General features: G+C 28.1%; 13 protein-coding genes. 1 reads left to right on the top strand and 12 read right to left on the bottom strand.

Annotated features, from left to right (window positions below; translation table 11 throughout):
* Positions 1–153 precede the first annotated feature (153 nt).
* The 12 genes from E5347_RS09335 to E5347_RS09280 all read right to left on the bottom strand — a co-directional run bounded on the left by E5347_RS09335 (position 154) and on the right by E5347_RS09280 (position 18,157).
* On the bottom strand, positions 154–1,860 hold the full coding sequence (locus E5347_RS09335; RefSeq protein WP_136006712.1) for a glycoside hydrolase: 1,707 nt from the start codon (positions 1,858–1,860) through the stop codon (positions 154–156).
* Positions 1,850–3,898, bottom strand: coding sequence for a glycosyltransferase (locus E5347_RS09330; protein ID WP_136006710.1), 2,049 nt, complete (start codon positions 3,896–3,898; stop codon positions 1,850–1,852). Before E5347_RS09330 ends, E5347_RS09335 begins: the two co-directional genes overlap by 11 nt.
* Positions 3,899–3,916: 18 nt before the next feature.
* Positions 3,917–6,475, bottom strand: a complete 2,559-nt coding sequence (locus E5347_RS09325) for a polysaccharide deacetylase family protein (protein WP_136006708.1) — start codon at positions 6,473–6,475, stop codon at positions 3,917–3,919.
* A 576-nt stretch (positions 6,476–7,051) separates the two neighbouring features.
* Entirely contained in the window at positions 7,052–7,270 is a 219-nt protein-coding gene (locus E5347_RS09320) for a DUF2922 domain-containing protein (RefSeq protein ID WP_136006706.1), read from the bottom strand.
* A 59-nt stretch (positions 7,271–7,329) separates the two neighbouring features.
* Positions 7,330–7,554, bottom strand: coding sequence for a DUF1659 domain-containing protein (locus E5347_RS09315; RefSeq protein WP_136006705.1), 225 nt, complete (start codon positions 7,552–7,554; stop codon positions 7,330–7,332).
* Between the two features lie 361 nt (positions 7,555–7,915).
* Positions 7,916–9,349: a 6-phospho-beta-glucosidase gene (locus E5347_RS09310; RefSeq protein WP_136006703.1), complete on the bottom strand. Its 1,434-nt coding sequence runs from the start codon at positions 9,347–9,349 to the stop codon at positions 7,916–7,918.
* A 20-nt stretch (positions 9,350–9,369) separates the two neighbouring features.
* The gene (locus tag E5347_RS09305) at positions 9,370–11,211 is read right to left on the bottom strand and encodes a beta-glucoside-specific PTS transporter subunit IIABC (RefSeq protein ID WP_136006700.1); all 1,842 of its coding nucleotides are present in this window, start codon (positions 11,209–11,211) and stop codon (positions 9,370–9,372) included.
* A gap of 564 nt (positions 11,212–11,775) precedes the next feature.
* Positions 11,776–12,618: a BglG family transcription antiterminator LicT gene (gene licT, locus E5347_RS09300; protein ID WP_136006698.1), complete on the bottom strand. Its 843-nt coding sequence runs from the start codon at positions 12,616–12,618 to the stop codon at positions 11,776–11,778.
* Positions 12,619–12,993: 375 nt separating this feature from the next.
* Positions 12,994–14,235 (bottom strand): N-acetylglucosamine-6-phosphate deacetylase, encoded by a 1,242-nt coding sequence (gene nagA, locus E5347_RS09295; RefSeq protein ID WP_136006696.1) that lies wholly within the window; start codon positions 14,233–14,235, stop codon positions 12,994–12,996.
* Positions 14,236–14,245: 10 nt separating this feature from the next.
* On the bottom strand, positions 14,246–15,007 hold the full coding sequence (locus E5347_RS09290) for an HAD-IIB family hydrolase (protein ID WP_136006695.1): 762 nt from the start codon (positions 15,005–15,007) through the stop codon (positions 14,246–14,248).
* Between the two features lie 186 nt (positions 15,008–15,193).
* The gene (locus tag E5347_RS09285) at positions 15,194–16,555 is read right to left on the bottom strand and encodes a class-II fumarase/aspartase family protein (RefSeq protein ID WP_136006693.1); all 1,362 of its coding nucleotides are present in this window, start codon (positions 16,553–16,555) and stop codon (positions 15,194–15,196) included.
* Positions 16,556–16,573: 18 nt separating this feature from the next.
* A complete protein-coding gene (locus tag E5347_RS09280; RefSeq protein WP_136006691.1) occupies positions 16,574–18,157 on the bottom strand; it encodes a PTS transporter subunit EIIC in 1,584 nt (527 codons plus the stop codon).
* A gap of 266 nt (positions 18,158–18,423) precedes the next feature.
* Between E5347_RS09280 and E5347_RS09275 the strand changes: the two genes are divergently transcribed.
* Positions 18,424–19,986 carry a helix-turn-helix domain-containing protein gene (locus E5347_RS09275; RefSeq protein ID WP_136006689.1) on the top strand — a complete coding sequence of 521 codons (1,563 nt, stop codon included), beginning with the start codon at positions 18,424–18,426 and terminating at the stop codon, positions 19,984–19,986.
* The last annotated feature ends 45 nt before the right edge of the window (positions 19,987–20,031 follow it).

The raw sequence follows: 20,031 nt of genomic DNA, 5'->3' as shown, positions 1-20,031 counted from the left end.
TTGGTTTGTCTGAGCGTATGCGAGTTTTACCAAAACTCTTAGCCTAGCAGTTTTTACGAGCCTAGAACTTCTTTTTGTAGCCATTTGTCTTATGAGCCATTCATTTATCTTTGTGGTTTTATTCGCATTTTAAAACTATTCTTAATGTAATGATTATAGATTCTTGATAAACCAATTAATTACCTTATTAAATATATTTTTCACATTATATTTAATTAATTCAAAGCCATTAAGAGTTGAATCATATAATACCTCTTCATTAATATCTGTAATTTTAAGTTCTTTAAATACTCCATCGTAAACATCATCTGCTATGTTTCTTTGACTATATCCATATTCTCCAAAAGCTGATTCTAGATAGACACTACCTTTATTTAAAACCTTAACTTCTAAATTACTAACTATAGTTTCATCATCAATATTTATAGAAAGATTATCTCCACTAAGAATTATATCTAGCTTTTTATTTCCTTTTTCTTTAATATCAACTTTTGCACCATTGCTAAATGTTAAAGACTCACCAAAAGTATTTAATTCTTTCGAGAAAATAACTTCTTTATTTCCTCCTAAAGTTTCAGTTACTTCAATTTTATCATTAATAAGTTTAACAGCCAAGCTATTACTTAAATCATCATTTGATCTTAAATAAATTCCTTGTGAGCCAATAACATTTCCATTTAAATAAACAGAAGTATTCACATCATTATAGCCTTCGCTATTTTTAAGCTTTAAAAGCCCTGTCTCCTTTGGAAGAGAAGTTAATATAATTTTATCATCAATAAACTCCATTTGCCCTTTTACCTCTTCAAAATCTGAAGATTTTTCTTCATCACCTATTACAAAGTTAAACTCTTCTTTAGTATCATCATATAATCTCATAAGAAGATGGTTAGTTGACCAATAAGCCTGTGGCTGAAGCCTAGTCAAATCATAAATAGAGCTTTCTTTAGTATTTAAAGAAAATCCTTCCCTATTAAAATTCATTGCAAACAACTTATTAATCCATTCTTCATTCACATCACTTACCCTATTATTAGTCCCAAATTCTCCTGTATTAGAGTGCATTATTGCATAAAGTTCTGGAACTCCTCCAAGCTCATTGTTATATATGTCTGATAATTTTTCATAATCACTAGATATACGAGCCTTCATTTCATCATAGCTTTCAAGAGGAACACTATCTTCATCTCTAATATAATCCATTAAATAATGATTATAATCTCTATCTATGGTATCTTGAAGCTCTGAAAATTCAATTGAAGTTAAGTCTCCTAAAAATTTTTCTTTTCTATCAAACACATTAATAAACTCAAGCCTATATCCATTAGTACCAAGCTCCCAATAAGTACTACCCTTAAGCTTTAATAAATCCTTTGGCATTAAGAATTTAGGATCTTCCTTTTCAAATTTGTCTGAATAAGTAAGGATAGTTCCCTTATAGTTGTATTTCTCTAATATCTTTTGAGCAAAAATTGCTGTATCTCTTCTTCCATCTTCAAATAATAAAAATAGAGACTTTTTAGGAAGCTTTTTTCCTTTATTATAATAATCTAATATATCTTCTTGAGTAATAGTTACATACCCATTATCTTTTAAAGATTTAATTTGCTTTTCTAAATCCTTAGTACTAATTAAAGTATCACTTCCATCCCTATCTACTCCAAAATAAGATAAGGTAATAAATCCTTTGTCATTACTATTAGTACTTATTTCTTCAATATTAAAAGGATTATATTCTTTAAAGCTAAATAATGCTTTTATAATTACTATTAAAATCACTAATAGTATTAAGCCTTGAAGTGTCCCTCTTATAATCTTTTTTCTATCTTTTCTTTTTGGAGAAAATTCATTACTTTTCATAATCTACTTTCCTCCTATCATTACTAGCTATAGCTAATTCTAAATAATCTTCTTGATGTTTTTCTGATAAATCTTCCATATTTTTATCTATATCAAAATTATCATTATTTCCAATTTCACCACTTGCATCATTATTAATAACTTCATAATCTTTATCTTCAGTAAATTCTCTAGATAATTTGCTCTTAAGCTTCTTTTCCTTTTTTTCTTGAGCTTTAATATCACTTGGAGTCATTCTTGTCCCCCAAGTTGACTTCCAGAATGTTACCCATGCTATAGGCATTTGCCATAATAAAACAGCTTCATAATATAAACAGAATATAAGTCCAAATATCCAGGTGGTACTTTTTCTAAGCAATAACTGTGCAAAACTCATAAGTAATGCCATCATAAGTAATCCTACTAAGAAAGTAGTTGGGAAAATCCCATGAACTACTGGTACATAAATTAAGTTATATAAAACTACTACTGGTGCAGCTATTGGCACTATTAATCCTATATAAAAGAATAAAGACATAAAAGGCTCCTTCTTCCACATAAATTTTCCAGCTATAATCGACTCTCTAAGCCAAGATCTTTTCCATCTCATTTGTTGCTTTAAAAATACCTTATATTTATTAGGAACTATAGTTGAACAAACTGCTGTATCTTGATAAGTAGTTCTATGTTTTTCTAATATAAAGTTAGTCATTGCCCTATCATCACCAAAGGTAGCTTTTTGACCTAAGAACTTTTGATTCCTCCAGTCATCCATTTTTTCAATAACTAGTTCTTTTTTATAACAAGATAATGGTCCTGAAAGACATGTAACAGCATCAAAATATCCTTCTGCAGCCTTCATTATTCTAAAAGCAATATAGTATCTTACTGATTGCATCTTTGTAAGAATATTAGTATAAGTATTTGCTACATCAGTTCTACCTGCAACACCACCCATTTTAGGATCCTTAAAAGGCTGTACTATATTAATTATTGCAAATTGATCTAAGAAGCTATCTGAATCAACAAAAACTACTAATTCATGTTTAGCCTTTAAAACTCCTTCAATTAAAGCTTCTCTCTTCCCCTTATTTTCTTCTTGAACTATATAGCTAAGTCTATCTGCAATATCAAACCTGTCTTCTTCCTTTAACTTTTCTATAGTTTCCTTAATTACAGCAACCGAATTATCATTAGATTTATCATCTACAACTATAACTTCAAGTTTGTCTATTGGATAGTCTTGATTGATACAACTTAATATAGTTCTATTTATCCACCCCTCTTCATTAAAGCAAGGTATGACTACAGTAACTCCTGGTGTATAATTTCTATCTACAGGCATAGGTTTATACAATGCACCAAATGCATATCTACTAAGTAAAAATACCGCTGCTATAATACTATATAAATAAAGTCCTTTATTGAATTTGAAATAAATAACACTTTCAGCCCTCATTAATACAACAAATAAGCTAATACCAAATAGTAATAATGAAGAAGCTAAAATTAAATATTTATCTTTTTTCCTTGAAGAATACTCTGATAAAGTCTCTTCAAACTCAAATCCACATATAATATTCCCCTCACTATCTACAGCATCTCTTACCTTCTTAGCATTAATTTTAGCATCCATCTCATATCCTTCTGGCATTGCCCCAGGAATTATACTAAAATCTAATTCTATATTTTCAGCATCTTCAATATATTTTAATTCATCTTTATTAATAAGCTTAACTAACATTCCAGTAGTTGAAATATCTATAGATTCAGAATTTATATTAATCTTTTGCCCATTACTCTTTAGTTTTATCTTAACATTGGTAGTCATAAAGTATCTAATTCCAGCTTTTCTTTCTGCCATAAAAGCATCAGACTTATCACTACTAGATTTATTTTTTCCTCTTCTATCAAAACTTTTTCTTATTTGTTCTTTATCTGGTACATTATTTAGTATCCTTCTATCAAGCTTAGGCCTTAAGAGGACATCTTCTTTCACCTTATCTTTAATATCTGTTATTGTTTCCTGATTCTCATAGTTCTTATTCTTAACCTCCATCTTCTCCCTCCTTTCCTCTTATTTTAAATAATCGCTTAGTTTAGCAATCTTATATTTTTTACCGTAAAGTCCATTTTCATTATTAGTTAAGAATATATCTAATGCCATAGCAGTATAATAACTTTGATTATTCATATGCATAACAACAATATTTCCTTTTCCATCCTGTAATTGACTTTCAAAATTATTTATTATTTCTATAGGAGATGTAGCCTCATAGTCATGAGTAGAAATATTTCCACTAATTGAGTAATCAAATCCACTTTCAAAAACTGCAAGTAAACCATCTTTATTTACATAAAGTGTAGGTGGTCTGAAATATGGTTTTAAAGAATCTAAATCTCCAATTACATTTGCCATAGAATCATAAGATTTTCCTAATGAATCAATTAATAAATTCTTATCTTCTTCCAAAATTTCATGATTATAATTATGACTTCCTATATCATGACCTTTAAGGGCTATTGTTCTAAGTAAATTCGGATTACTATTAGATATTCCACTATTGTCGTCAATATATTTAGATATTGTAAAGAAGCTTCCCTTTACCTTATGCTTATCTAAAACATCTAAAATCTCATTTACAATCGTATCTCCACCCCAGTCATCAAAAGTGAAGAATATAACATCCTCCCCATTAGTATCAATAGTTCCTTCTTGATCAAGCCTACTTTTTTCTTCTTCTGTAAACCCATCTAATTCTACAAATTCATTACCTATATATCTTTCATTCACTAAATTTAAAGCTTCTTCCATAGATTTTCTTTGTAATGAATGGCTATTTATTAATAATTCATATCTTCCATAGCCTGATTCACCTTCATAATTATTTTGAAGATTGCTAATAGTAACAACAGAATAACCTAGTGGTTTAGATCTTAACTTATAATCTCCAATGGAAGCATCATACATTTTGGCATATCCAAAATTTACATATTTAAAAGTAATTCCTATCATTAATTCATAAATAACCTTTTGATCAACTAATCCAGAATCTAACCTAAAATAAACTATTTCCCCTTTAGATAATGAGGTGTAAATATCAGGGTTTAAATAATCATTTAGTATATAATCAGAATCTTTTCCTTCATACTTACTTATAATTGGAGCCTTTGAATAAGTAATAAGTTCATACTTTCCTAGTCCTTCAATATTTCTAACTGCAGATACAGCTTCTCTTATTTCTGAATCAGAATATCCAAATCCAGACATATAAGCATTAGTATAAATTCCCCTATCTTTAAGCATCTTATCTACTTCATAAATTTCCTTAGCTACTTCTTCAGCGCTTTTATTTAAAATATTTGAATTAGCTGTAACTCCACCATTTCCTATTTCATTTCCATAACTTAATATCTTTTCAATTCTATCGGGATACTCTAAAATCTCCTTTTTTGTAACAAAAAAAGTTCCCTTTGTATTAGTAATTGATAAAGCTAGAAGAGCAAGATCGAGTGACTCTTTATTACTTATACCTCTAAAGGTGTATGCTACAGCTTCTTGTGTAGTGTAAAACCTAGATATATTTTCAGCTAATAATTTTTTATTATCTTTAATTAATTTATTAAAATTAATATTACTAATATCAATACTATTATCTCCTGAATTACTATTCTCTGAGTTATTATTTGAAGGTTTGTTATTTGAAGAATTATTGCTTATCAAATCATTTCTTATAAACATTGTTCTTCCATCTGATTTCTCAAGTTCATTGTAATTATCAAGTAATATAGTAGTTCTTCCATCTTCATTTATAGCCTGACATAACCATTCTACTACTTCTAAAATTGAAGCATACTTTATAATTTCTTCATCCTTCTTTTCTATACCAGCCTCTTTATCTATTGCTGGTTTCTCTTCTTTTTTAGTATATTCAGACTCATCTAATACTCCTTCAAGCTTAACAGATACTATTTCACCTTTTTTCAATGATTTTACATAACCTTGTGCTTCCTCATAGTTTTGAAAACTTTGATAACTTAAATAATTCTTTGAATCTACTACAAATTCATTACCTGATGCATAAGCTGATGCTAAAACAGTATCATTATAAGTTGTAGAACTACCTTTCAGTAATATAGATTTATTTCCAGTTATAGTTTCTAAAATCTTGTTTGCTTTTGTAAAATCACTTATTAATTCTTCCTTAGTTAACTCTTCCATATGCTTCTTATCTGAAAGTCCTAAACTTCCAATACTATGTCCACTTTTTTTAATAGAATTTACTAAGTCACTATCTTCTGCAGCTTCTACTCCAGAAACAAAAAATGTAGACTTAACATTATATTTATTTAATAAACTTAATACTTCTTTTGTTATCTCATTATTCCTTATACCTTCAAAAGAAATAGCTATAATATTTTCCTTAGTATCAAAGCTTGAGATAATCTCTGCCTTTTTATCCTTATTATAATCTTTTAAGGCTAATTTAATTTTCTTACTAGTATCATAATTGCTATTGATGGCAGTAATATCCGTATTAAGTGGACTCTTTTCTATAAATTTAAAATATAAACTTATAAAGAAAACACTTAATAATACGATACACAAACCAATCCAATATACTTTCTTTTTCATATCTTATCTCCTTCATAATAAAAAAGCTAAATTATAAAACAATAAATTTAGTAATGTAATATTATTTCATCTATACTAAACTCACAATAAAAACATAGGTTGAATTCTAAATATTCGACGATTTAATCCATTTTCACATTTACCATTTTAATACATCTAATAAATAATAATCCATTAACTTCTAAAACTCAATGATTTTAATGTTAAATTTATAATAAATATTAATAAATAGTTATTATCTTATATTAAAATTATTTATTTACATATTTTCCCATAAATTCTTTTTCCTATCTTTTAGACTATCTATCTATAATGCAACCAACTATTTATTTTTATTTACTATTTTAAGAATTCTAAGTAATTTGATGCTATATTTTAAATACTATTCTTATAAAAATATAAAAAATAGTCCTAGCATACAATTAGTACACTAGGACTAAATATTATAATTCTAATACTATTTAATAGCTTAGATATAAAATAAAAGCGCTTTTATTATTAACTTATATTTCACTAATTAAATTAATTTTCATTATTCATTCTTAATTTTTCATTGTGCGACAGCACCTTCTCTTCCTATACTGTAATCTTAGTAGTTTCTTTAGTAACTACTTGAGCTGACTCTTTTTCAACTAAATCACCAGCCATAGTTTTTATAAGCTTCTTATCAATAATTGAATCCATTAAAGATGTTATCTTACCTTCTTCATAATCTTCTCTAACATCTCTAATATTAATACTATGCTTCTTTCCAGAAACATCCTTAAAACCTAAAGTTGCAGTTCTTTGAATCATATTTTCTCCTCCTTCCACATTTATTTCAAAATATAATTTTGTATTATGATCTATCTCTTCTATTCTCTAGTAATAACATAGCTTTGCTCCTTTTTTATAGTTGTAACACTATAATCTAAAAGATCATCAATTGCATCAGATAGATTTAATAAATCTTCATCTGTTGCAGAAACAGAAATATTCTTAAAGTTTTGTCCTTTAAAAACATCCTTTCCAGTAGAATTAACACCAACTTTGTAGCTAACTGCTAAAGAATTTTCAACTAAAACTGAACTTGCTGCCATAATTATCACCTCCCTCATCCATATAAATATGCAAGTGTGGAGGTTTTTAAAATTTTATGTAAAAAAGATTAGATAGGGTATCTATTTCTTGCTCAAGTCGCTTCGCGACCATTCGCCAAAACATATATCCTCTCTAATCTTCATATTAACCTTTATAAAAACTTGGTGCTTCATGCCAACTGAGGGAAAAAACTCGGACTAGCTGAGTTTTGAACTATATTTAGCAAAATTGATTTCTAAATAAAGTCCCTCTTAGCTTCAGATGAAGTTGTAGCAATTGTAGGCATCAGATAAATTTATAATTACATAAAAACAAATGCCCCAGAGGTCCAACTTTTTGTCCTCTAGGGCTAATTTAAACTTATATTATCTCACCATTTGATTCTATAACTTTTTTATACCAATCAAAGGATTTCTTTTTATATCTATTAAGAGAACCGCTTCCGTCATTTTCTCTATCTACATAAATAAAGCCATAACGTTTTTTCATTTCTCCAGTAGTAAAGGATATTGGGTCAATACATCCCCAAGTTGTATATCCTATAACTTCTACACCATCTATTTCTATAGCTTTTTTCATTTCAGCTATATGATTAGTTAAGTATTCAATTCTATTATCATCTTCAATAGTTAAATCTTCTTTAAGAACATCAACAGCTCCAAATCCATTTTCTACTATGAATATTGGAATTTCATATTTGTCATATAATTGATTTAAATAGAATCTAAGTCCTACTGGATCAATTGTCCAGCCCCAATCAGATGTTTTTAAGTATGGATTTTCTACTACATCTGCCTTACCAGCTGAATCATTTCCAGTTCTCTTTATATCTTTATTAGCTGTAACTACCGTAGTTAAATAATAGCTACATCCAATATAGTCTACAGTTCCTTCTTTTAAGATTTCCTCATCCTCTTTAGTTATATCTAATTTATAATTATTTCTTTCCCATAACTTTAAAGTATGCTTTGGATATCTTCCTCTAACATGAACATCTGTAAACATAAGTTGTTCCCTATTAGCCTCTTCTGCTCTTATGATATCTTCTGGATTACATGAATAAGGATAACTTGGCATTGCTGCAACCATACATCCTATCATAAAGTTTGGATTAATTTCATGTCCTATCTTCACAACCTTTGCACTGGCTACAAATTCATAGTGAGCAGCTTGGAACATTACTTCTTCCTTGTTTTCATCCTCTTTATAAATAATACCTGAGTTAGTAAAAGCATAAATTGGATTAGTAGTTATTGTTTGATTATTTATTTCATTAAAAGTCATCCAATACTTAACCTTATCCTTATATCTCTTCATAACTACTTCACAGAATCTTACAAAGAAATCAATAAGCTTACGATTACGCCATCCACCATAGTTTTTCACTAAATTATATGGCATTTCAAAATGACTTAATGTTATTACAGGCTGAATATTATACTTTAATAATTCATCAAATAAATCATCATAAAACTTAAGTCCTTCCTCATTTGGTTCTAAATCATCACCATTAGGAAATATTCTTGTCCAAGCTATACTAGTTCTAAGACATTTAAAGCCCATTTCAGCAAATAGCTTTACATCCTCTTTATATTTATCATAAAAATTAATACCTTCATGGTTTGGATAATAATTACCTTCAATAATTCCATCAGTTATTTTTCTAGGAATAGTATGAGTCCCTGCTGTCATTACATCTGCAATACTTATACCTTTTCCGCCTTTATTATAACCACCTTCTACTTGATGAGCTGCTACTGCTCCACCCCATAAAAAGTCTTTTGATAATCCCATATTAAATACCTCCGTATATATTAGTGAATAACTTTTATAATTACATCATTTTCTTTAACTTCTTTATTATCAACTACAATTACATCAGTTAAATCACTTGCATTAGTAATTAAAACTGGAGTAACTGTGCTATATCCTTCATTTTTAATTCCTTCAATATCAAAAGATACTAATTTTTGTCCTGCCTGAACTTTATCACCAGCATTTATATGTACATCATAGTATTTACCATCTAAAGCAACAGTATCTATTCCTATATGAATTAAAATTTCTGTTCCATTTTCAGACACGATTCCTATAGCATGTTTTGTTGGAAATATAGTTGATACAACTCCATTAACTGGTGAAGCAACTTCTCCTTTTTCTGGAACTATTGCAATTCCAACTCCTACAGCTCCTGATGAGAAAACTTCATCTGGAACTTCAGATAAATCAACTTGCTTTCCCTTAATTGGTGATACTAACTCTTCAAGCTTATTGCTATCTTCACTTTCTACTTTAGTTGTTTCAGATTCCATTTCTTTAACTTCTTCTTCCTTTAAACCAAAGAAGTATGATAAAACTGCTCCAAGAACTAATGCTGTTCCAACTGAAAGTACATATCCAAAGAATGGAGTATAAACTGGTGCTGAGAAAATATTGTGGAATACATATGCATTACAAGTAACTCCAAAAATACCAGCTATTGCACCACCAATACCACCAGCTATAGCTAGTATTGGAATAGTTCTTTTATATCTTAAAATAATTCCATATATAATTGGTTCAGTTACACCTGCTAATATACCAGTTATAGCTGTTGATCCTGATAAAGCCTTAAGCTGAGAATGTTTCTTTGCTCTTAAGAATAAACCAATAGCTATACCAACTTGTGCAAATACTGCTGCAACTGCTGCTCCTTCAATTGGATCGCCTCCAGTTGTTGCAAGGTTTTGTAGTGTAATAGGTGTAAAGCCCCAGTGTAATCCAAATACAGCTAAGAAAGGCATTCCTGCACCTAAAACTATACCAGCTAATACATGACTCTTATCAATTAACCACATTACAGAATTAGAAATAACATCACCAACAGTAGTTCCAAATGGTCCAAATAGTATAACTGTTAAAGGAACCATAATTAATAATGAAAACATTGGTACTAAGAATAATTGTAAGTCTTTTAAAATTATCTTCTTTAATAATTTATCAACCCAGTAGTAAATAAACATTGCAACAAATATAGGAAATACAGTAGATGCATAATCAATAGGTGTTACTGTCATACCTAAGAAGTCTACAACTCCTTCTGATCCAATTAATCCAGTATAACTTGGATCTAAAAGTGCAGCACCTATAGCTCCACCAACAAACATATTTCCGCCTAATTTCTTAGATAAAGTTATACCTAAGAATACAGGTAGTAAATAGAATACTCCATTTCCTGCAGCTGATAATATAGCATAAGTAGTAGTTGAATCAGACATCCATCCAAATGATGTTAATACAGTTAATAAAGCTTTTACCATTCCTGCACCTGCTAAAGCTGGTATTAATGGTGAAAAAGCACCTGATATAACTTCAAAAAGCATAGATATTATAGAAACCTTCTCACCTTTTTCTTCAGATGAAGCTTCTTTTAATCCTAACTTTTTAGTAATAGTATCATAATAATCACTAACCTTGTTACCAATTACTACTTGGTATTGTCCACCACTATTAACAACGGATAATACATCCTTCATTTTTTCTAATTCAGCTTTATTTGCAACTGAAGTTTTCTTTAATTTAAAACGTAATCTTGTAGCACAATGTACTAAGCTAACTACATTTTCTTTTCCACCAACTAATTTTATAATTTCTTCAGATTCTCTTTCAAATTTCATTATAAAACTCCTCCTAAAATACTTAGATATATAAGCTTTTAAAAGCTTTAAATATTATTAAGTCTTATTTCCTATTAGAAATATTTAAGATATAAAGTTATCCTAAATACTTATATAAAAATTAAATAATCAATACTTTCAATTATGATATTTTATTTAAGAATATTTTTTTATAATCCCATAAAACTATAGATGTAAATCAGTAATTGAAAGATAAATATTTATATAAAAAGTTATGAATATAATAATTCTAAAAACTCGGCCAAGATTTAAAATTTTAGAATTATTTTTCATACTTTATTAAAAGCAAAAAATTAAAAACAAAAAGACCTAAGCTTATTAAGATAGTCCGAGTATAAACTATGTACGCAAATATAGTATCTGCATGCAAATATAATCTCTACATGAAAACATACTTTCTGCATACAAATATAATTACCTATGGAATTATAATTTTATATAGATCCATAGCCTTATATTTCTATAATTAAATGACTAATCTTTTAAACTTAGGTCACGCCTGCCAAACAGTAACGATCCTACAATATTTATTTATTTATTTATTTATTTTTTATTATTAATACTTGATAATCTATTTAAATGTAATGTTAAGTAAAGTAGTTCATTTTCACTTACGTTCCATTTATAAGTTACTTCAAGGAACACTTTAATTTTCTTAGCACATTTGTAATCCTCAGGATACTTAAGCTTTACTATTTCTAATAATGATGTATCAACATTTACACTTTCATTTTTTAATTGTCTTTGAATAAAACAACGTAAATGTGAGATAAACCTTGTATAATCAAAGGAATATTCATTCATATCTATTCCATAATTGTATTTAACAATATCTAATACACTATCTATAATTTTGGTTAATAATACTGTTTCTTCCATATTATCTATCTCAAGATGAGCATTTGCAAAATGAAGTGTAATAAATGCTGCCTCTGAATCTGGAATATTCTTATTTGTCTTTTCTCTTAAATATTCAACAGCTCTTTTAGAAAATTTATATTCTTCAGGATATATCTGCTTTATTTCCCATTGAAGTGGATTTTTAAATACTAAACCATCATCTATTCTTTTAAGCATATAACTTATATGATCTGATAAAGTAATTAAAATAGTGTCACTTACTTTATATCCTAAAGAGTCTTCTCCCATTTTAATAATTTCACTTGCAAGCTCTACATCTTTCAAAGGTATTCTAGATAATAGTGTATTAAGTTCATTTAATGACTCTTCATTATTAAATATAAATCTTTTTTCTATTTTATTAGTATCTATTAAATCCCTAGGAAACTTTTGATAGCCAACTCCTTTACCCATAACAATTAATTCTTCTTTAAGATCATTTACAACAAGTACAACATTATTATTAAATACTTTCTTAACACGCATATATACCTCCGAAATAATAAAAAATGACCCAAAATAGTGATATGTATATTATAATACCATACCATTATTTTCGGTCACGCCTGATCAATAAATACGTCAGTAACGATCCATATTAAATTCTTTTAAAAATTATTTTTTATCATAACAAACTTAATTTAATTAAATTATAAATGAAAACTTATTCATTGTCAATGTAATAATATAGTGATAATTGTATTATTTATTCTTTTTATATCTTTTTCAACTCCTAAAGTCCAAGTTATTACAATGTACATACTATTGAAATAATAAGCTAATACATGATTTTAGCTTTCCTGATTATACTTATAAAATAATTACCCCAGAAAAAAACAAAACAATTCTCTGGGGTATTAATTAATTATATATACTTCCTCTAACTACAGTCTCAATTAAATTAAACTCTTTATCAATAACTAATAAATCCGCATCCTTATTTATATCTATACTTCCTTTTTTATCATAGATATTAATATACTTTGCTGGATTTATACTTGCCATTTTCATAATATCGAAAATATCTACCTTTGAATGCTTTATAACATTCTTTACTGAATCTATATAACTCATTTCTAAGTCTCTTACATTCTCATATTTACTATTATCTAATATTTCTTCCCTGCCATCATCATGTTTTATCATTACTCCATTTTCTTGTGGAATAAGAGTTATCTTTCTTACATAATGATGCCAAGGCTTATCTGTCATAGCAAGTCCACAGCAGTCTGTTGATAAGATTATTTTATCACTTGTTTTTACTCTTAAAGCTATATCAAAGGCTTCATGCTTTACCGTTAAGCCTGTCTGTTTTGCAAACTCACAATACATATCATCAAAATATAAAGCTGCTCCAACAACTCCAAGTTCCCTATGATGCATTCCCCTCATTCCGCTAAAAGTATGAGTAAAGCCACCAAAACCATAGTCTTTCATTTCTTTAATCTTATCAAAGGTTGATCCAGTATGACCAATAGAAAGCTGTATTCCTTTATCTTTGCAAAACTCAGCTACTTCTTTTGCTCCATCTAATTCTGGAGCCATAGTCATTAATTTTATTAATCCTTTGGATGTTTGTCTATTATAAAAAGACTTCATAAATTCAATATTAGGTAATATGCAATTTTCTTCTTTTTGCATTCCTTTATATTCTTTACTTACAAATGGCCCTTCTAAATGAAGTCCTACCATCTCAGCTCCATTTTGCTCAGCTTCATATATAAGGCTTGCCTCATCTATTTGAGTTAATATTTCTTCAATAGTATCTGCCCCAGTTGTTGCAAGGAAAGATGTAACCCCTTCACTGGGTAGGTTCTTTTGCATTTCTGTTATAGATTTCTTTGACTTTTCAAACCAAAAGGAACCTGTTCCCCAGCCATGAATATGGTTATCTATAAATCCTGGGATTATAGTAAAATCTGAATAATCAAGAATTTCATTATCTTTATCCCATTTTAAATCATTTAAGACATAGTTATTTAAAGAGTCCTTAGTAAATTCATCTGTAGTTTCTACTATATCAATAATTTTTTTATCTTCTATTTTAAGAAATCCACTTATCTTTTTATTTTCCAAATATATATTTTTAGAATAAATTATCATACCATTCCTCCTACTTTACATTAGAAAATATATTTAAACACTCACTTACACTAGTGCATACATTTCTAACCTTCTTCTTTAAATTCTCTTTTGCACTAGAAACTATAAAGCCATCATAGTCTAATATCATTTGAATATCATTATAGGAATCACCAATAGTAATTATCTTATCTATATTAATTAAATTATCTTCTAAATATTTAATAGCTCTAGACTTATTCACATCTTTTGCAACTATATCCACATTATGGCTGTTTGCATAAGCAATTATGTGATTAAAAAATTTAGAATTTAAATCTTCTTCTAAAACTTTTGTGTAATCTTCACCTTGAAACCTTTTATGAATTTGATAAACTTCTCCTATTGAATGTAAATCCTTATAATTTATAAACTTTTTACAATCACTCTCGTGGCTTATTCCATTCTTAGGTTCAATAGAAATCTTGCCATTAACTTCTGATAAACTTAGACCATCTTCGTAGTTGTTATAAATATAATCAATAACATTAAAAATAATACTTCTATCTATAAAATTAGATAAAATTTCATTCTTATCCTTATCAAAAAGAGCTGCACCATTATTACATATTAAATAATCTGGATTTAAATTATATATACCTATCTTTTCATTAATAGAATTAATATCTCTTCCTGTGGCAACAACAAATAAATTTCCTTTGCTTTGCCAATCTTTGATACTATTTATATCCTCTGATGATATTTTCCTACCTACGAAAAGAGTTCTATCAAAATCTGTTACAAATAACTTCATATATTAATTAAGAAATTAGATTTAGTCTAATAAAAATAATTTCTATCTCCTTACACTAATACTCTGCAAAAATTGTTAGTAAAATCAATTCCTGTTTCTTATCCTACCAATTTTACAGGATCTCAAGAATTATTATTAAAAGGTGTAGTAAAACTAATTTACATCTAGTCTTACCACACCATAATATTATTTCATCATTTCATCAGCTTTCTTAATAGCTAAATTAGCCATATCTTCTGCTAATGTACTTCCTATTCCAACATAATTTCTTGGATCTATTAACTCCTTTATTTCATCTATAGTAAATATTTTTTTAACCTTCTCATTTTCACAAAGAACATCAAAGAAGCTCTTCCCATTAATCTCAGTTTCCATAGAACATTCATACATAAGCTCATGGCCAGCATCTCGTCCTATTTTTTCTGCCATTTTCATCATTATATATTCCGCATTATCTAAACCACCATTTAAAATTACGTTATTATATAATCTATCTTTCTTAACTACTAGACCTTTAGTTAACTCTTCTGCCCTCATTAAAACTTCAAGAACTAATTCCATAGTTTCATCTAAAATTGAATCAAATAGCATATATTGACTGCTGTCACCTTCAAACATCCTTGCACTAGAGTTTAATCCTACTTGTGCTAAAGTATAAAGTTTTTGACTATTAGCTATTATACCCTTTGCATTTTTAGGATTTATCTTATGTGGCATAGTACTACTTCCAACAGTTCCTGCCTTAAAGGCTTCATATACTTCTCCAAATTCTTCAACTCCTGTATAATAAATTTCCTCTGCCATTTTATGAAGGACATTACAAATTAATTGCATATTCATAATATATTCAAGCTTATGGGTACAGATATTTCTACTTGGAACATTCATATATCCCATTCCAATTCTATTAGCTACTAGCTTTTGGATACTTGGACCTATTTCACCAACTGCACTATAACAGCCAACCGCTCCCCCCATCATAACTTGATAGATTCTCTTTTCACTTTCTTCTAATCTCTCTATATTATTAATAAGTTCACTAATCCATACTGATACCTTATATCCATAAGTTATTGGAGTTGCATGTCTTCCATGAGTTCTACCTGGCATTACAGTGTCCTTATTTTCCATGGCTATTCTAGATAAATTCTTTAGAATATCAGCTAAAAAAGATTTAAAAACTTTTGTTACTTCTTTTACTATATATAGTTGTCCTGTTTGTTGTATATTTTGAGTAGTACATCCATAATGGACATACTTCCCACCTACTTCATTACAGTTCTTAACTAATACTTTTAATAAAGGCATAAATCCATGTCCTATTTTTTCTTTTATTCTATAAACCTCTTCTATATCTATTTTTTCAATATCACAGTTTAAAGCTATATTTTCTGCTGCCTCCTTAGGTATAAGCCCTAGATCTCCTTGGCTTAAAGCTAGTTCCTTCTCAAGCATTAACCAAGTGCTAATTTTATATTTTTCAGTTAAAAGGTCTTTAACCCCTCTATCATCAATAGATTTACTTTTAGAATCATATAATGCTCTCATAGTCTACCTCAATTCTTTTTAATTTTGTCCTACTTGCCTCAATGCATCATCTACAGCATTTTTAACTGCTTCTACATGCGGTCCGAAAACTACATGTATATGCTTTTCTGATGGTAGGAATATTCCTAAGCATCCACTTTCTCTTACCCTATCTTTATTAATTAATTCAGGTTTATCAATATCTATACGTAAACGGCTTACACAGTTCTCAACAGTTAGAATATTAATTGCTCCTCCTAAACCATCTATAACTATTTCAGCAATTTCTCTATACCTTTTTTCTTTTAATAATAGGCTAGCCCCTTCATCTAAATCAAAATCTTCTCTACCAGGAGTAGCTAAATTAAACTTCTTAATCATAAATATAAATGCATAGTAGAATATAACAAAATTAATTACACCTAATATAACTAAGTTTATCCAATTTGTATTTTCATAAAGCATTCCAAAAATTCCAAAGTCAAATATTGTACCTCTTATATATCCCATTTTAACGTCTAAAAAGGCTAATGGAATAGTTGTTATTCCAGCAAGAATTGAATAAGTGAAAAATAACATTGGACTAACTAAAAGCAATGTAAACTCTAAAGGCTCTGTTATATTTCCTAAGAATGCTGTTAAACAAACTGTGATAATAACACCCTTTGCAATTTTCTTATTCTTTAAATAAGCAGTTTTATACATAGCAAGTCCAACTGCTGGTATTCTAAATAAAGTTGTTAACATTTGAGCTGGAGCTATATAACTAGATAAAGTTGGCATATATTCATTCCATGCTGGATGAGTTGGTCCTAAATTGAATAATATTTCGTTCATAGCATTTAGTATCCCAACATATTGCTGACCTTCTATCATATAAACTCCACCAGCTTCAGTAAATCTCACTATAGAAGATAAAACGTGGTGTAATCCAAATGGAATTAATAATCTATTAAGAGTAATGTAAATTCCAGGTCCTACATACTTATTCATAAGAATTACTGATCCACTAATTAATATATTGGTTATTATTCCCCAGAAGAAAGGTAAAATCAAACCAATAGGAATCATTAAAACAAAGCTAATTATAGGAACTGATTTCTTTCCACTAAAAAAGGCAAAGGCAAGTGGTAATTCCAATTTATAAAATCTATCAGTGCATTTTGCTGCTACTATACCAGCGATAATTCCACCTAAAGCCTCAATCTTTAAAGTTTGAACTCCTAAGACAGTACCTTGTCCTAATTGACTCATAGTTTCTGCTGGAGCTAAAGTTCCTGTTACTGTTAAATAAACATTCATAACTATATTTAAAGTTAAATATGCAACAACAGAAGAAAATACAGCTATACCTTTTTCCTTCTTACTTAATCCATAAGCTACACCCATGGCAAATAATAAAGGAATATTATTAAAAATAACACTAGTTATATTCTTTAAGCTATTTAAAGTAGTTTGCAATACAGTATTAGAAAGCCAAGGAAATTGCTCAATCATATAACTTTGAGTAAATGCATTACAAATCCCCATTACCATTCCAATTGGAGCCATAAGAGCAACAGGCAGTAATAAACTTCTTCCAAAAGTCTGAATGGATTGCCAAATCTTATCCTTTTTCTTCATAATAAAAATTCCCCCATAATAATTTTTTAAACAAATAAACCTTTTAGTTTTCAATAATAATTAAAGGACCTTCTGTGCACAAATATCCTTTTTTTATCTTTATATTAAAACTTATGATGTATTATAAATTTTATGTAATCAATTACATCTTAATGAAATTATAATCTGTATTTATTAGGTATTAAAGGATATAATTGTATTAAATATTATTGCAATAACTTCCCCTTAAACTTATAATTTATATAATGAATTTTTGAGGTTTGTATATGAGTATTAATAAATCAACTTTAGCTTTAATCAAATACATATTAGATAAGAAAAAAGTCAGCATAAAAAATGCTTCAATGCATTTTAGTAAAAATGAATCTACTATTCGAAGAGAAATTGAAACTATTAATTTACATTCAAGAAATAAAGAAATCATTTTAATAGATAATGGGATGCTTACTACTTCGTTAAACTATACTGAATACACTGAATTTATTAAGTCCCTATCTATTAGCCAGTATTCTTCCACACCAGATGAAAGAATAAATACTATTTTAATTAGTGCTTTAATTAATGATTGTGTAAATTTAACTTTCCTTTATAATGAATTGGGATTATCCGTTACTACTAAGAAAAATGATACAAAGCTATTAAAAACAATATTAGAGGAAAAGAATTTAAAATTAACTGTTTTAAAAAAGAAAGGTATAAAAATTGAGGGAGATGAAAGAATCTTTAGGTTGCTTGTTATAAAACAATTACAACTAATAATGGATGTAAATATTGATTATAAGTTAGAAAGAAGAAAAGCAAATAACCCTTTCGAAAACTATGCTTTCAACTTATTTATTGAAAAAATATCCTCCTACAATAGCATTATAAATGAAAAGATCTTATACTTTATAAATAATATTAAGGTAAATATATCTTATTTATCACGGAAGTTCTTAGTTCTATATTTATCAGTTTCAGTATTCCGCCAAGAAAACGCTTACCCCTTGAACTCTATTACTAATGTTCCAATAAAAGTTACTAACCATAGAATCTTTAATAGTGATCTTGAGAATCAAGAATTTAGCAATATAGTTGCAATACTAGATACTAATCCATCACAGCCCTTCCCCTTTGATGAAAAATTATTAAAGCTATCTAATATATTTGTAGATAATTTACTATTAGATATTAAGGCAAATATTATAAAGAAGGATCAATTTATAAAAGAAGTATATTATTTTATGTACAAACAGATTTCTTCACACTACTTAGATGTGTACTTTGATGATAAGACAGTAAACAACGTTGAAATAGCTTTGCCTGAAATTCATAAAGTTATTTCTAATAATCAAATTATTTTTAAAGATAAATACAATATTGAGCTTAATAATATTCAAGTTTCAACACTATCACTGATAGCTAAAAAATGGCTGAATATCACAGCTTCAGTTAAAAGAAAAAGCTTAAAAATAATTTTAGTAACAAATATAGTATATGAAAGAATTCAATTTTTTGAAGAACTAATAAAATCCTACTACGATGTTACACTAGTTGGAGTATTCACCCTTTATGATATAGAAAAAATTAAAACTATAAACTATGACTTTATAATATTATTTTCAAATAGAATGCTATCAGTAATAAAAGAGCAGTTTAAAAATGCAATAAAGGTAAACTTCTTCTTAATCGATGAAGATATTAAAATACTAAATAGCTATGGCTTTAACCCATCAAAGAAGAGAATCTTAATTAATGACTTTATAAATGAAATAGAAAACTTGAAGCCTACAGGCAATCTTGAAATTATAGAATATATAAAAGAAAACTATACTGATTACTTTTTATAAAAAGGAGCTGTCACACAAACAGCCCCTTTAAGTTTATTTATGTTT

The sequence above is a fragment of the Clostridium sartagoforme genome, from assembly GCF_004794105.1.
Lineage (GTDB): Bacteria > Bacillota > Clostridia > Clostridiales > Clostridiaceae > Clostridium > Clostridium sartagoforme_B.
The sequence above is the reverse complement of the archived record's forward strand: the minus strand, read 5'-3'. Positions and strand labels throughout refer to the sequence as shown.